Here is a 15,138-nt window from a genome sequence, read left to right as displayed (position 1 = left end):
CCGGCTACCTTCCATGCCTTCGACCGCGCCCGGCTTGAGGGAGGCTGCGCGGTGTGGGTGAGGGCACGGTGCCCGAAGGCTGCCGCGCGCGGTCGGGCAGAGGCCGGGCGTCCGCGGGCAGGTCCGCCAGGTGCCGTAGGCGCCAGACGAGGACGTCGCTGACGGAGTCGGCGCTATCTACCTCCCGATATGCCGCGGCTTCGGCCAGCAGGTGCCGTGGGTCACGACCAGCCTGGTGGGCTTGGGTGAGGGTGGCGGCCAGGGCGTTCCAGCCGGGTTCGGCGAGGATGGTGTCCGCGAGCCGGGGGAGGGTGGCTTGCACGGTTGCCGCGTGCCGGGCGTGGATGCCGCGCGGGAGGTGCTGGCCCTGTTCGCGCAGGAGAGCCAACGGGGTGGCCGCACTGGTGCGATAGGCGGCGCGGAGGTGCTGGGCGGCCTGGCGGGCGGCGAGGGCTTGCTGTTCGTGGTGGCGCTGCGTGTGCCAGCGGGCGATGGCGATGGCCAGGAAGACGAGGGAGTCGAGCACCATCGCGGTGGCCGCTCCGTCTTCTCCGCTGCCGAGTGCGCTACCGCCGTAGACGAGTTCGCGGGCGGCCTTGCGCAGGGCCCGGCTGTGCTGGTGCTGGGCACGGACATGTGAGCGGCTGGCCCGCTCGAAGCGCCGTGCGGCCTCGCGCAGTCCGATGCGAGTGCTGGGGGAGGAGGTCTTGACGAGGGTGTCGAGGACCTCGCCCGCCGCGGCGATCTGCGCCGCTGCCGCACCGTCCCCGACATCGTCGAGGTGGTGAGCGGCTTCCCAGACCACTGCCGTGGCCGAGCGGCGCGCACGGGCGGGTGCGCTGGGGGCGGCGCGCGCAGTGGCGGAGTGCTCCGGTTTCGTCATCGAGTCGGGGTTGGCCTGGGCGAGGCGTTCGCGGATCTTGGGAAGGGAGAGGTCGGGGGCGAGTTTGGAACCGGAGTACCAGATGGGTTCCTGGTCGGCGTTGCGATCGCCGATGTGGGCGAGGCTGTAGCCGGTGACGTCTCCGGAGGGGGCGGTGCGCAGCTTGATGCGGACGCCCTCGGCGGCCAGCCGGTCGAAGAACTCCTGCTCGGTGGCGGCGCCGGCGCGGGCGGTGCGGGCGGCCTCGCGCAGCAGCTCGCGGGAGGTGGCTACCTGGCCGCGGCGCTGGGCCTTGTGGCGTTCGGCGCTGGTGGGGCGGCGGGCGGCGGTGCCATCACCCGTGCCGACGCGGCGCAGCCCGTAGTCGGCTTCGATACGGCGGGCTTCCTGCTGAGCGCGCTTGGCCTCGTTGTTCAGGCGGGGGCGGCGGCCGTCGTCGCGGACCAGGGTGGCGATGATGTGGATGTGGTCGTCCGCGTGGCGGACAGCCGCCCAGCGACAGGCTTGTTCGTCCCCTTTCGGGGCGAGGCCGGTGGCGGCGACCATGCGGCGGGCGATGGCGCCCCAGTCCTCGTCGGCCAGGACCGGGTCCTCGGGTGCGGCGCGTACGGACAGGTGCCAGACGTGCTTCTCGGGGCGCCGGCTGGTGGGCAGGGCATCGACGGGCTGGTCGAGCAGGCGCTGGAGCTGTTGGAAGGTGGCGTGCGGGTCGCGGCCGGGGTCGGGGGTCAGCGGGTCGAAGGCGGCGACCAGGTGGGGGGCGATGTGCTCCTCGTGGGTGCCGGGACCGTAGAGGTAGCGCAGCAGGCCGATGGTGCGGCTGCCGCGCTTTTGGAGGCGGGGGATCATGCCGGGGCACCGCCGGTGCGGTGGGCGAGCAGGGCGTCGGCGGCGTCCTCCACGCGTCGCGCCGCGCGCACGACCGCCTGGGCGGTGGCTTCCAGATGGGGTGCGTCGGCACCGGAGTTGAGGGCCTTGGCGACCTGGTTGAACAGGCCGTGGATGCGGCCGAGGTGCCGGCGGGCGGCGAAGACCTCGTCGAGGACTTCCCGTTCGGTGGCGATCTCGGCGGCGGTGCGGTCCAGGTCGCGGGCCGCCTTGTCGATGGCGTAGGCGAGGAAGGCGGCGTTGGTCATCTTGCAGTGGGCGGCTGCGGTGGTGAGGCGCGCGTACTCGGCATCGTTCAGACGGCAGCTGGGCTGGTGCAGGCGCTTGAACGGCTTGGACTGACGGGGGCGCTGGCGCACGCGCGAGAGCTCATCAGCCTGCGTCCCCTGCTCTGGCTGCGGTCCGCCCTCGGCCGCTGCTCGCTGGTCCAGTGCCCCCTGGTGCCGGGCCGCTCCCGTCACCTCCGGGGCGGGATTCCCGGGAGCATTGCTCCCGGGACAACTTGCTGCGCTGTTGAGGCCGGTGGTCATCTTCGTCTGGGGGGTGGGGAGTTCGCGCTGCGGGTCGTGCATGGGTTGGTTCTCCGTGGGGTGCTGGTGCTGGGTGCTTCGCCGTGCGCGGCCCCCGTGCCCCTGCGCTTGTCTGCACAGGGGCACGGGGCTAGCCGGAAGGGGGCGATCGGCGCGATCGCAGGGGTCAGGCGGTGCCGACGGGGGCTGTGTCGAGTTCCCTCTGCCGCTGGGAGGAGGCTGCGTCGAGTTCGGATTGAAGGATGTCCTTGAGCTCATCCGCCTCCTTCCTGCCGATGGTGAGTTCCTTGCTGCGGAACGTGTCTTCGATGTGGCGGCGCGAGGCGCGACCGTTGCGCCCCAGTGGCGCGGTGCGCGCGATGGCGAGGCGTTCAGGGGAGACCTCGCTGGGCTTGTGGTCCTGCGATTCGGCGGGAGATTGCGGATCCCCAGCCACTTCGGTGCTGTCCGGAGCCACGTCGGAGGGACCGTCAGCCACGTCTGGACCCGTTGGCTCCGGCACATTGGGAGCCTCTCCTGCCGGGTTAGTGGCCTCGACGCCGTCGGTGCCGTTGTGGCTGTGGTCGTTGGTGTTGTGGCGTTCGGTGGCGTCGGCCTCCTGGCGGCGAAGCGTGGGGTGCCGGCGGATGACGATGTAGAGGTGGACCGCGCCGGCAAGGGCGAGCGGGGCGATGGCGGACAGCGCACCGACGGTGAGGTCGCCCAGCCTGAGACCGTCGCCTTGGTGGCTCTGCTGGTTGAGGCGTACGGCGTGCAGGGCGTTGGCCCAGATGCTCGTCACGGTGGCCAGTCCGACGAGCGCCCACACGTACGCGCGGGAGCGCAGAGGGGCGGTGCGCAGCATGAGCAGGGCGCCGACCCCGATGGCGATGAACCCGTCGATCACGAGTGGGAAGGCGTAGGTGAGCAGCCCGCGGATGTGGATGGCGACGGCCATCTGCCGCAGGGCGTCGTAGGAGAGCGCGAAGGCGAACGCGGCGAGCAGGGCGATGCCGAGGCGGATGGCGGCGGTGCCCGGTATGGCGGGCCTGGTGTTGCTGAGGGAGGTCAAGCGGAGGTTCTCCAGGTGGGGTTGGGCGGCGGCCAACCGGTGCGGGGAAGGGGTGGCCGCCGTGTGGTGCGGTGACTCGTACCACTCGTTGCATGCCTGGTCAGAGCAGGTACGAGTGGCGTGGTGATGTCGACTCGACTCGTTGCGGGCCTCGCACTCGTCCCCGCGCTGACCTGCGCGGGGACGAGTGCGACGAGTCGAGTCGGGTCAGGCTGCGGTGCCGGGGAGCGGCTCAGCCACCGGCTGAGCCGACTCGGCCGGAGGCTTCGGCTCGGGGCAGTAGCGCTTCCAGGCGTCGAGGAACTGGTTCCGTGCGAAGCCCTTGGCCTGGGTGCCGTCGGGGAAGCGGCGGTTGGCCGAGCTGATGCCGTAGGGCTTGAGCAGCAGCTGCAGGGCGCGCGGGGTCAGGCCGTTGGCGCCGTACTCCGCCCATGGCGCTTCCTTGTCCGCGTTGAGGTGCTCCAGCAGGCGCTTTGTGCCCAGTACCGCCGGATCGTTCTCGGCGGCGAAGGCCCGGCGGATGCCGACCAGGAGGCGGGTCCGCGTCCCGCCCTCCTCGTCCTGCCCGGCCTCGTAGTCGGTCATGATGCGGCAGGCGGTGCGGACCAGCGTGGGCCACTCGCCACCGGCGAGGTCGGCGATGACTACCAGGGGCTCCCAGGTGTCCGCCGCGCGGTCATCCACCGGCATGGCCGGCTCCATGTCCATCGCCTGTGCGTGCAGCGGCTGCAGCCAGGCGGTGAGCCGGTCGCGGATCGCGTGCAGGGCAGGGGTGTCGCGAACGGTGCGGAAGTGCGCCACCTTCTCCCCGTCCACCCGGCGGCGCATGCGGATGACCACAGACCGGTCCATGACCGTGTCCGGCAGGTCGCCGATCCCGGCGAGCGCCGCCATGGCGAAGGTGGGGAACTTCTGGGGCTTGTGCTCAGGCCCGGACACCCGCAGCGTCGGCCGGTTGCGCTGGTGGCCCGCGTTGATCAGGCCGCGCACCTCCTCGTTCTTCTCCGCCGCCTTGGTGGTGCCGAAGAGGGTGTCGGCCTCGTCGACCAGGAGCGTGATCGGGTCATCGTCGTCGATCGACCGGAAGATCGCCGCCGGGCTGGCGTTGACCGTGATCAGGGGGTTGTGCACCGTCTCGGTGATCACGTCCAGCAGCCTCGACTTGCCGCACCGCTTCTCCGGCGCGACGATCGCCAGGCGCGGCGCGTGCTGCCACGCACGCTGCAGGTGCGTAGCCGCAACCCACAGCGTCACCGCCGTGAGGGCCTCCTCGCTCGGCATCGCCACGTACCGCTTGATCTGCGCCCGCAGATCAGCCAGCACCTCCTCGCCCTCCCGCAGAGGGCCCATGGGCGCCCTACCGCTCATCATCGGAGGCTTTGGTGCCGACGGCTGATCCCCCGCAACGCGCCCCGGCTGCTCATCGGCATCTGCGTCTTGCTCATCGAGCAGATGGGCTCCCGGCTGACCAGGGATCGCGGCCTTCGGCCAGACGGCCTCGGCGGGTGTGGAATGGGCTGGCGCGGAATGCGCATCGGGTGTCGTAGGTTGCACAGGGCAGCTCCTCATCTGGCGGTTACGGACTTGCCCGCCCTTGCCGCCGGGTTGGTTCACGTGAAACCGTGCAGGGGTGTTGCTCGGGCCTCCGGCGTTGCCCCGCCGGAGGCTCACCCACGTCTCGCGGCTGCTCGACCGCGGCGAGGGACCACGGACAGTACGTCCACGCCTCGCCGCAGTCCAGCGCTTCTGTGTCAGCTCAGCGCAGACACGCCTGCTACGGTGCCCTGCTCTCACGCCGCCAGGCCCAGCAGTTCCAGCAGGTCCGCCGTCACCACTCGGTAGGCGTTGCCCAGCCGCAGCACCTTGCACGGGTACTGGCCGCGCTTGGCCAACGCATAGCCCTTGCTCCTCCCCAACCCGAGTGCCCGGTTTCCTGTTTCCAGGTCAACGGCAACGGGGAGGGTGAGAAGGTCCTCCCGGCTCATCCCCTGCGGCCGCCCGGTCATCGCGTCCTCGCGCATGCAGTGCGCCCCTTTCGGTACAGCCCTCGGCGAACGCGGGTGTCACGTCCGGCTCCAGGCGTCTACCAACCAGGATGACCAAGCTAATGTGTCTGCATGACACAACGCAGATCCGATGATGAAGAGGACGACGTTCCTGAGTGGGCGGACCGGGTCAAGGCCAACGTGGCCGGCGAGGTCCGGCGGAGAAGAAAGGAGATCGGATGGAGCGCGCAAGACCTGGCGGACCAGTGCGAGCGGCTCGGGCATCCCATCCCGCGCAACGTGATCGCCAACATGGAGTCCGGACGCAGGGCCAACCTCCCGCTGGTGGACGTCATGGTCCTGGCCGCCGCCCTGGAGACCTACCCGGCCTGCCTGATCTTCCCCGTTGGCTACGTCGACCAGACGCAGGAACTCCCCTTCCAGGACCTCGTCCCCACCCGGGAAGCCCTACAGCGCTTCACCGGTGAGCAGGAGGTGCCCGGGTACGACGCTGGCCTGCTCCCCGGCTTCGAGCTTCACGACAGCCTCGTGCGCACCGCGCTCGCGGCGCTCGAAGAGGAAGAGCAGGCGCGGTTCGCGGCCAAGACCGCAACCGGACGCGCCCAGCAGGAAGAAGCCGAGCGCAAGCGAACGCAGTACGCCGACCAGGCCATCTCCGCCAAGTACAAGCTCCGCTCCCTCCGTCGGGACATCCGCGACGAAGGAGCCACCCCACCTGGTCTGCCACCCGCATTGGGCGACGTCGACCCGCCCGAACCGGATATCGAAACCACTCAGGAGGAGCGCCTTTGAAGGGCTCCACCCACCGCCGCTGCTACTGCCGCGACCCCAAGACCGGCAAACCGCTCGGCAAGAACTGCCCCAAGCTCTCCAGCCGCAAGCACGGCTCGTACTCCATCCGTCAGGAGCTCCCGCCCCGCGAGGACGGCACGCGCCGCTCCTTCAGCCGCGCCGGCTACGAGTCGCTCAAGGCTGCCCAGGCCGACCTCGACCACATACGCGCGCTCCTCGGGCTCGCCGAATCCGACGACCCCGAGGGGCTTGCTCAGATCGCCGCGCTGCTGGAGAAGGTGGCTGACGAGAAGGCGCCATTGCCGGACATCGAGGCGACCCGGCGCCGCCTCAGCCACGGCCTCGACCTGACCAGCAGGCTCACCGTCGGCGAGTGGCTGGACATGTGGCTGGCGGGCAAGAAGGGGCGGCAGAGCGCCATCAGCCGCGATGAGAGCAACATCCGGGTCCATCTCAAACCGCGTATCGGGGACCTGCGGATGGACCGTCTCCGTGTCAGCCACCTGTCGGAGATGTTCGAGGCCATTGCCGAGGCCAACGTCGAGATCGCTGAGGGTAACGCCGCGCGCCGTAAGGCGTTCGAGGACCTTGCCCAAATCCCTTGGAAGGGGCGTGAGCATCGCGCCCGCCGCAAGGCGATGAAGGCGGCCATCGCCGAGATGGAGTCCTACCGCCGCATCGTGGGGCCCGCTACGCGCCAGCGTGTGCGCTCCACGCTGCGGGCCGCGCTGAACGCCGCGATCGCGCAGCAGCTGATCACCTTCAACCCGGCTGCCCACGTCGAGTTGGAAGCGGGCAAGCGCCCCAAGGCGCTCGTGTGGACCGAGGAACGCATCCTTCGCTGGAAGCGGACCGGAGAGAAGCCCTCACCGGTGATGGTCTGGACGCCGGAGCACACCGGCCTCTTTCTCGACCACGTCGCGGAGGACCGCCTGTACGCGCTGTGGCACCTGATCGCCTTCCGTGGGCTGCGGCGCGGCGAGGCGTGCGGTCAGAGGTGGGCCGACACGCGCCTGGACGCCGGGCTCATCACCGTCGCCAAACAGCTCGTCGTGGACGGCTGGGAGGTGTATGAGGACGATCCCAAGACCGATGCCGGCGCGTGCACCATCGCGCTCGACTCGGACACCGTCCAGGCCCTTCAACGGCACCGCGTCCAGCAGGACAAGGACCGCAAGGAGTGGGGGAGCGCCTGGGTGGAGACCGGGCGGGTCTTCACCCGCGAGAACGGCGAGCTGCTCCACCCTGCCAACGTCACCCGGCGGTTCATCGAGCTGTACGAGGAGATCGGCCTCCCGCCGATCCGGCTGCACGACCTGCGCCACGGAGCGGCGACTCTCGCCCACGCGGCCGGGGCCGACCTGAAGGGCATTCAGGAGATGCTCGGCCACTCCTCCATCACGATCACGGCGGACACGTATACGAGTCTGCTCCCCGAGGCGGATCTGGCGATCGCCGAGGCCGCGGCCAGGCTTGTGCCTCGCACACGCGCCGCCACCGAGGACACCGCCTTGGCATCCGAGCCCGAGTCCGATGAGGTCGAGAAGACGGATCCCGAGCCTGAAAAGGCGGACGAACTCTGTCAGGAGTCCATGCCGGACCGTGCTGATCCGTCGGGCGGAAATCCGGGGCCTGGCGACCCGTCCGCTCACGCACCGCTCACGCATACGGCCCCGGACGAGGAGTCCGAGGCCGAATAGAACGCCTTCCTGGGGGAGAAACCCCAGGTCAGCGGCTTAAAGCGCTGTGCCCCCGGCAGGATTCGAACCTGCGACACCCGCTTTAGGAGAGCGGTGCTCGCCCCGGCCGCTTGAACGGCCCCCGCGCGCCGCCAGTCCGCGCCGACCCGCGCTTCTGCACGCCGTCCCGGCTACACGCCCGCCCGGTGCCCCTTCGGCTCCGCCGGAGTCAGGGCGGGCTTGGTCACGTCCGCTACGAGTTCCACCACGTCGGGGCCGTATGCCTGTGAGTTGACGACCTTGAGGAGCAGGCAGAACTGGCCGTCGGTGCCGTGCTTGCGGGTCAGCCGGGGCTGGTTGCGTACCAGGTGTCGGATGGCGGCGCGGTGGGTCACCGGGCGCTGGCCGGCTGCGAGGAAGACCGGGCGGCGGCTTTCGGCGGTGGTGAGGCGGGCCAGGAGGACGAACTCCACCGCGCCGGGTTCCATCCGGTACGTCGTGCCGCCGACGGTGAAGGTTCCGCGGCCGATGCCCCGTTCGTCGCCGGGGTGGACGGCGACACCGGGCAGCAGGTTCGCCAGGTGGGCCGCGAGGCGCCGGTGTGCGGTCGGGTCGCCGACGCAGAACTCGGTGCGGGCGCCGAAGCCCTGCAGCCCGGTGTCGTGCGGCGCGATCTCGGCGTGCGCGCCGCAGGTCTCCACCACCGAGGCCAGTCCGAGGAGGGCGAGCGCGTCGTGCCGGGGGATGCTCCAGTGGGCCGACGTGCTGTCCCGGTGGGTGACCAGCACGCACTCCGATCCGTCGGGCAGCCCGAAGAAGCTCTGCTCGCGGCTCAGCTTGCGGCGCGCCAGGGCGGTGTGCGCGGCCCAGCCGGCCGCGGCGCCCACGACGAGGGCGGCCGCCGCCACGGTCAGGAGGAGCAGGGAGTCGTCCATGGCGGGGGAGCGTAGCGGCTGTCCGGGAGTGTGTTCGAACGCGGGGCGGGTGGCTGGGCGGCCTTGCCCGGGTCCGTACGGGCATGGGGAGCGCCGCCCTCTATGCGGGGCCCCGTACCTTTGCGCACCCGCGTGGAGGGCGCCCGTTCGCGCCCCTTTCGCGCCCCGCCCTCGCGCCCCCTGTCGCCCCTGTGATCACGCAGGTAGGCTCCGGCCCCTGCCACCCGAGCAGGCCAGGAGGGAACGCAGCATGACACCTGCCCGACGTCTTTCCATACTGGGGGTGGTGGCCGCGCTCGCCGGCTCGCTCGCCGCCGTCCCGGCCTCGGCCACGTCACCGTCCGCCCTCCGGCCGCCGGGCGCCGCCCCGGCAGGCGCACCGGCCGAGGCCCCGTCGAAGGTTCCCGTGGCGGTCGGCTACGGCGGCGCGGTCTCCAGCGTGGACCGCGACGCCTCGGCCGCCGGCATCGAGGTGCTGCGCAAGGGCGGCAACGCGGTGGACGCCGCGGTCGCCACCGCGGCGGCCCTCGGCGTCACCGAGCCCTATTCGGCCGGTGTCGGTGGCGGCGGTTACTTCGTCTCCTACGACGCCAAGTCCCGTACCGTACGCACCCTCGACGGCCGTGAGACCGCGCCGCTCAGCGCGGACAGCGGCCTCTTCCTGGAGAACGGCAAGCCGGTCCCGTTCGACGAGGCGGTCACCAGCGGGCTGTCCGTCGGCACCCCCGGCACCCCCGCGACCTGGGACACCGCGCTCGAACGGTGGGGCACCCGCCCGCTGCGCGAACTCCTGGAGCCCGCGGAGAAGCTGGCCCGCGACGGCTTCACGGTCGACGGGACGTTCCGCTCGCAGACCGCCGCCAACGAGGCGCGCTTCCGCGACTTCCCCGCCACCGCCCGCATCTTCCTCCCCGGCGGCAAGCTCCCGGCCGTCGGATCGACCCTCAAGAACCCCGACCTGGCCCGTACGTACAAGGAATTGGGGGACGAGGGAGCCGACGCGCTCTACCACGGGCGCCTCGGCAAGGACGTCGTACGGACCGTCCGGAAGCCGCCGGTGCGCCCCGGCGCGCAGCGCAAGGTGCGGCCGGGCGACCTGACGGCGAAGGACCTGCGGGAGTACGAGGTGCGCCGCCAGGCGCCGACCAGGATCCGCTACCGGGGTCTGGACGTGTACGGCATGGCGCCCGGCTCCTCCGGCGGCACCACCATCGCCGAGGCGCTCAACATCCTGGAGCACCGTGACCTGTCGAAGCTGAGCGAGAAGGACTACCTGCACCGCTACATCGAGGCGAGCCGCATCGCCTTCGCCGACCGCGGGCGCTGGATCGGCGACCCGGAGTTCGAGGACGTGCCGACGCGCGGCCTGACCTCGCAGCGCTACGCCGACTCCCGGGCCTGCCTGATCAAGGACGACGCGGTGCTCACCAGCCCGCTGGCGCCCGGTGACCCGCGCGATCCGCAGCCCTGCAAGGCCGGCGGCCGGGCCACCCCGACGACGTACGAGGGGGAGAACACCACCCATCTGACCGTCGCCGACAAGTGGGGCAACGTCGTCGCCTACACCTTCACCATCGAGCAGACCGGCGGCAGCGGCATCGTCGTACCGGGCCGCGGCTTCCTGCTCAACAACGAGCTGACGGACTTCTCCTTCGCCCCGGCCGACCCGGCCGTGCACGACCCGAACCTGCCGGGGCCGGGCAAGCGTCCGCGGTCCTCGATGTCCCCGACGGTCGTACTGCGGGACGGCCGGCCGGTGGTGGCGCTGGGCTCGCCCGGCGGCGCCACGATCATCACGACCGTGATGCAGAGCCTGCTGAACCATCTGGACCGCGGGATGCCGCTGGTCGACGCCATCGCCGCGCCCCGCGCCAGTCAGCGCAACGCGGCCGCCACCGAGCTGGAACCCGGCCTGTGGAACAGCCCGGTCCGCGCGCAGCTGGAGGCGATCGGCCACCGGTTCACCCTCAACCCGGAGATCGGCGCCGCGACCGGCGTGCAACGCCTGCCGGGCGGGCGCTGGCTGGCGGCGGCGGAGAAGGAGCGGCGCGGAGGCGGGTCGGCGATGGTGGTGCGCCCCAAGGGGTGAGGCCACGGCCGTACCCGGCCGCGTGCCGGAGCGGGCGGCCCGGCGGGTGACGTGCGGTTGCGCCACCCGCCAGGCACGCTCTCGTTCGTCCGCATCACGACACATCGGGAGCATAAGGGCGTTAAATAACCGTACGATAGGTTTTCTCGTGTGAACGACGACCTGAACGACCACCCGCCCCCCTCCCCGGACGGCGACCTGGACGTGGACGCCTTCGCCACCACGATCGAGTACTTCAACCGCTTCTACGTCCGGCTCCCCACCCCGGAGAAGCTGTCCCTCACGACCCTCTCCGTGCTGGACACCCTCGCGTACGCCGAAGGGCCGCTGCGGCTGACCGAACTGACCAGGGCCGAGCAGGTCAGCCAGCCCGGCATCACCCAACTGGTCACCCGGCTGGAGCGCGACGGGCTGGTGGAACGCCGCCCCGACCCCAGTGACGGGCGCGCCGTCCTCGTCCGGATCACCGAGGCGGGCCGGCGGATCGGCCGCACCCGCCACACGGACCGGACCCGCCACCTGGAACCCCTGGTGGCCCGGCTGACCTCCGGACAGCGGCAGGCCCTCGCCGACGCGCTGCCGGCCCTGACCCGCCTCGCGGAACTCGGACGCGACCAGCTCTGACATCCGGGCCGCACGGAACTCCGGGCCCGCCCCGCCGGTCGCCTGCGCGCGCCACGGCCGCACCGTTGAAGCGGGCGCCCGGCCCGGTTACCGTCGAAGCTGTTCGTTCGAACGAACAGTGCCGCCGAGGGGGAGCCATGGGCATACGGGACAACGGCACCAGGGAGTACGAAGGGCTGGCCGAGCAGGCCGCGGCACTGGCGGCGGGACAGGTGTCCTCGGCCGAGCTGGTACGGCGGTCGCTGGAGCGCATCGACGCCACCCAGGGCACGGTCAACGCCTTCCGGCGGGTCCGCGCCGAGGCCGCGCTCGCCGAGGCCGCCGAGGCCGACCGGCGGCTCGCCGCGGGCGAGCGGCTGCCACTGCTCGGCGTGCCGGTCGCCGTCAAGGACGACACCGATGTGGCGGGCGAGCCCACCGCGTTCGGGTGTGCCGGGGAGTTCCCGCCCAAGCGGGCGGACGCCGAGGCCGTACGGCGGCTGCGCGCGGCCGGTGCGGTCGTCGTCGGCAAGACCAACGCCTGCGAGCTGGGACAGTGGCCGTTCACCGAAGGCCCCGCCTTCGGCGACACCCGCAACCCCTGGAACCCCGGCCACACGCCCGGCGGTTCGTCGGGCGGCTCGGCCGCGGCCGTCGCCGCCGGTCTGATACCGGCCGCCCTCGGCACGGACGGCGCCGGCTCGGTCCGCATCCCCGCCGCCTGGACCCACCTCGTCGGCATCAAGCCCCAGCGCGGCCGCATCTCGACCTGGCCCGACGCGGAGTCGTTCCAGGGCATCACGGTGCTGGGCCCGCTGGCCCGCACGGTCCGCGACGCGGCACTGCTGCTCGACGCCGCAGCCGGCAACCACGACGGCGACCTGCACCGGCCCCGCCCCGTCGCGGCGCGCGCGGCGGCCGACCGCGCCCCGGGCCGGCTGCGCATCGCACTCTCCTGGAAACCGGCCTTCACCGGTACGCCCAAGCCCCTCCACCCGGAGGTACGGTCCGCCGTCACCGCCCTCGCCCGCACGCTCGCGCGCCTCGGCCACGAGGTCGAGGAGGCCGAACCGGACTACGGGCTCATCGGCCTCGCCTTCGTGCCGCGGGCGACGACGGGCGTACGGGAATGGGTGGAGCGGGCGCCCGACCGCGCCCTGCTGGACCGCCGTACGCGCGACGCGGCCCGGCTGGGACGGCTGCTCGGCGGCCCCTTGCTGCGCGGGGCGCGGAGGGCGGAAGAGCGGCAACACCGGCGCGTGGGCGCGCTGTTCGGCCCGTACGACGTCATACTGACGCCCACCACGGCCGCGCCGCCGCCGCGCATCGGCACGCTCGCGCGGATGAACGGCTGGCAGACGGACCGGGCCATGATCGCCGCGTGCCCGTACGCCTGGCCGTGGAACGTCCTCGGCTGGCCGGGCATCAGCGTCCCCGCCGGCCTCACCACGGGTGGGCTCCCGCTCGGCGCCCAACTCCTCGGCCCGGCCCACTCGGAACCGCTGCTGATCTCGCTGGCGGCCCAGCTCGAAGAGGAGTCGAGGTGGCACGAGCGGTGGCCCGAGGAAGCGGCGGGAGAGAAGGCGGTGGGACAGGGCGCGGGGACGACGGCGGGTGACGGCCACGCGGCGCGGGGGCCGGGGGCCGGTGGCGGTCGGGAGAGCGGTCGGGGAAGCGGTCGGGAGTTGCAGGAGGAGGGAGTCCGCGGCCGGGGGCGGGAGCGGATCCGGAGCCTGATGGTGGCGGCGGACCGGCTCAGGTCGGCGGGGACGGCGGGGACGACGAGGTCGGCGGGCACGGCGGGCGCGGCCGGTCCGGCGGATGCGGCGGACCGATGACGGCGGACCCCGCGCCCGGCCCGTCATCGGCCGACTCCGCCCCCGTACCGGGGCAAAAGAGTCCCGTCCCGGGGCAGACGAGCGACACCCGGCGCTGCATCATCGGTGCCGTGCTGCGCATCATCGGGCGGGACGGCGTCGCCGCCGTCACCAACCGGCGCATCGCGAAGGAAGCCGGTGTCTCGCTGGGCTCGGTGACGTACCACTTCGCGACGCAGCACGACCTGCTGCGGGAGAGCCTGCTGCGGTTCGTCGCCGAGGAGACCCGGCGGTTCACCGAACTGGCCGCGGACAGCCGCCTCGACCGGATCGGCCTGGCCGAGGCCGCGGCGCTGGTCGGCCAGGTCGCGGGCGGTACGGAGTTCGACAGCGAGCACATCGCGCCGTTCGAACTGTACGTCCAGGCGGGCCGCGACGAGCGGCTGCGGACCGCCGCGGCCGAGTGTTTCGCCGCGTACGACCGGCTGGCGGCCCGCATCCTGGCGGCGCTGGGGGTCGCCGACGCCGAGCGGCTGGCGGGCACCGTGGTCGCCCTGGTCACGGGGCAGCAACTGCGGCGCCTGGCCACCGGATCGACCGCCGAGGATCTGGTCGACGCCCTGCTGCTCCTGGCCAGGGGCGCGGCCCCGGAAGCCCGCCCGCCCGCGTCGCCGCGGCCGGGGACAGTCAGCCCAGCAGGCCGATGATCTCCTGCGTGGAGCCGGTCTCGCCCAGGAGCGGGAAGATCTTCTCCAGGCCGCGGCGGTGCGCTTCCTCGTCCGTGTCGGTCACCGCGTCCGTGGCGACGGTGACGTGGTAGCCGTGCTCGTGCGCGGCACGGGCGGTGGACTCCACCCCCATGCTGGTCGCGATGCCCGTCACGACGACCTGGGTGACGCCCCGGTGGCGCAGTTCCGCGTCGAGGCCGGTGCCGTGGAAGGCGCCCCACGTCTGCTTGGTGACGGTGAGGTCCGCGGGCTGCCGGTCGAGTTCCGGGGCCAGTTCGGTCCAGTCGGCGGGCGGCGTGCCCCCGCGCGTACCGGCCTCCGTACGGCCCGGAGCGCCGCGGTCGACGTTGACGAGGACCACGGGCAGGTCCCGCGCCCGGAAGGCGGCGGCGAGCCGGGCGGAGCGTTCGACGATCTCGGAGGTGGGGTGGGCGCACGGCAGGGCGGTGATGCCCTTCTGCAGGTCGATCACGAGGAGGGCGGTGGTGGCGTCGAGTGCGGTGACGGGCATGTGTCCGGCTCCTGGGTGTGTGAAGGGCGCTCGCGGGGCGAGCGGCGTCCGGTGGGGCGTCCGTCGGGAACAGGAACGTGAACAGGGTCGGGGATCGGAACGGGAGTCGGGGCGGGAATCAGGGCGCGGGCGGGAATCGGGAACGGCGCCCGCCCTCAGTCCCGCACCAGCCGCCGCAGCAGCCCGGTGGCCTCGGCCACCGTTCGCTGTTCGGCCGGGTCCAGGCGTTCGGCGATGGCGACGGCGAGCCAGTTCTGCTTGGCCTGCCGGGCCTCGCCGATGATCCGCCGTCCGTCCTCGGTGGGGGAGAAGACGACCTGTCGGCCGTCGGTCGGATGCGGGCTGCGCCGCACCACTCCCTGTTCCTCCAGGGCGCCGATGGTCAGCCGCATCGACTGGGGCCGTACGAGTTCCGCGCGGGCCAGCGCCGCGATGGTGGTGGGCCCCTCGGTGTCGATCCGGGCCAGCGCCGAACGCTGCGAAGCGGTCAGCGCGCCTTGCTGCGAGACGGCGCGCAGGTGTCGCATGAGGAGGCCGACGGTGGCGCCGAGGTCGGCCGCCAGACGTTCCTGTTCCTGGTCGGGCATACCGGCACCGTAGAATCACGACAGGTGAACTTGCAAGTT

14 protein-coding genes and 1 tRNA gene are annotated in these 15,138 nt (G+C 72.4%); 6 read left to right on the top strand and 9 right to left on the bottom strand.

Annotated elements, in window-relative coordinates; all coding sequences use genetic code 11:
- Positions 1-4: 4 nt before the first annotated feature.
- The 5 genes from A6A06_RS25530 to A6A06_RS25510 form a co-directional block, all read right to left on the bottom strand.
- On the bottom strand, positions 5-1,732 hold the full coding sequence (locus A6A06_RS25530) for a relaxase/mobilization nuclease domain-containing protein (RefSeq protein WP_073763683.1): 1,728 nt from the start codon (positions 1,730-1,732) through the stop codon (positions 5-7).
- Positions 1,729-2,070: a hypothetical protein gene (locus tag A6A06_RS43770; RefSeq protein WP_073764599.1), complete on the bottom strand. Its 342-nt coding sequence runs from the start codon at positions 2,068-2,070 to the stop codon at positions 1,729-1,731. Before A6A06_RS43770 ends, A6A06_RS25530 begins: the two co-directional genes overlap by 4 nt.
- A 397-nt stretch (positions 2,071-2,467) precedes the next feature.
- A complete protein-coding gene (locus A6A06_RS25520; RefSeq protein WP_073763681.1) occupies positions 2,468-3,352 on the bottom strand; it encodes a DUF2637 domain-containing protein in 885 nt (294 codons plus the stop codon).
- Positions 3,353-3,559: 207 nt separating this feature from the next.
- Positions 3,560-4,723: a DUF3631 domain-containing protein gene (locus A6A06_RS25515; protein ID WP_079194330.1), complete on the bottom strand. Its 1,164-nt coding sequence runs from the start codon at positions 4,721-4,723 to the stop codon at positions 3,560-3,562.
- Between the two features lie 419 nt (positions 4,724-5,142).
- Complete coding sequence (locus A6A06_RS25510; protein ID WP_073763679.1) at positions 5,143-5,373, bottom strand: hypothetical protein; 231 nt, start codon at positions 5,371-5,373, stop codon at positions 5,143-5,145.
- Between the two features lie 96 nt (positions 5,374-5,469).
- Here A6A06_RS25510 and A6A06_RS25505 point away from each other — a divergent pair, with 96 nt between their 5' ends.
- Positions 5,470-6,150, top strand: a complete 681-nt coding sequence (locus tag A6A06_RS25505; RefSeq protein ID WP_073763677.1) for a helix-turn-helix domain-containing protein — start codon at positions 5,470-5,472, stop codon at positions 6,148-6,150.
- Complete coding sequence (locus A6A06_RS25500) at positions 6,147-7,850, top strand: site-specific integrase (protein WP_073763675.1); 1,704 nt, start codon at positions 6,147-6,149, stop codon at positions 7,848-7,850. Before A6A06_RS25505 ends, A6A06_RS25500 begins: the two co-directional genes overlap by 4 nt.
- A gap of 47 nt (positions 7,851-7,897) precedes the next feature.
- Here the strand turns inward: A6A06_RS25500 and A6A06_RS25495 are convergent.
- A tRNA-Arg gene (locus tag A6A06_RS25495) sits at positions 7,898-7,969 on the bottom strand.
- A 51-nt stretch (positions 7,970-8,020) separates the two neighbouring features.
- Entirely contained in the window at positions 8,021-8,764 is a 744-nt protein-coding gene (locus tag A6A06_RS25490; protein ID WP_073763673.1) for a hypothetical protein, read from the bottom strand.
- 250 nt (positions 8,765-9,014) lie between these two features.
- Here A6A06_RS25490 and ggt point away from each other — a divergent pair, with 250 nt between their 5' ends.
- From ggt to A6A06_RS25470, 4 genes are all read left to right on the top strand, one after another.
- Complete coding sequence (gene ggt / locus A6A06_RS25485) at positions 9,015-10,853, top strand: gamma-glutamyltransferase (protein WP_073763671.1); 1,839 nt, start codon at positions 9,015-9,017, stop codon at positions 10,851-10,853.
- A 150-nt stretch (positions 10,854-11,003) separates the two neighbouring features.
- Entirely contained in the window at positions 11,004-11,477 is a 474-nt protein-coding gene (locus A6A06_RS25480; protein WP_242440933.1) for a MarR family winged helix-turn-helix transcriptional regulator, read from the top strand.
- A 137-nt stretch (positions 11,478-11,614) separates the two neighbouring features.
- Complete coding sequence (locus A6A06_RS25475; protein WP_242440932.1) at positions 11,615-13,294, top strand: amidase; 1,680 nt, start codon at positions 11,615-11,617, stop codon at positions 13,292-13,294.
- A gap of 110 nt (positions 13,295-13,404) precedes the next feature.
- A complete protein-coding gene (locus tag A6A06_RS25470) occupies positions 13,405-13,980 on the top strand; it encodes a TetR/AcrR family transcriptional regulator (protein ID WP_242440931.1) in 576 nt (191 codons plus the stop codon).
- Here the strand turns inward: A6A06_RS25470 and A6A06_RS25465 are convergent.
- Positions 13,961-14,512, bottom strand: coding sequence for an isochorismatase family protein (locus A6A06_RS25465; protein WP_073763669.1), 552 nt, complete (start codon positions 14,510-14,512; stop codon positions 13,961-13,963). The two genes, A6A06_RS25470 and A6A06_RS25465, sit on opposite strands and share 20 nt — an antisense overlap.
- 155 nt (positions 14,513-14,667) lie before the next feature.
- A complete protein-coding gene (locus A6A06_RS25460; RefSeq protein WP_073763667.1) occupies positions 14,668-15,099 on the bottom strand; it encodes a MarR family winged helix-turn-helix transcriptional regulator in 432 nt (143 codons plus the stop codon).
- Positions 15,100-15,138: the final 39 nt, after the last annotated feature.

This window comes from Streptomyces sp. CB02923 (genome assembly GCF_001905005.1).
Lineage (GTDB): Bacteria > Actinomycetota > Actinomycetes > Streptomycetales > Streptomycetaceae > Streptomyces.
Note: the sequence above shows the minus strand (reverse complement) of the source record. Positions and strands in the feature narration are given on the sequence as shown.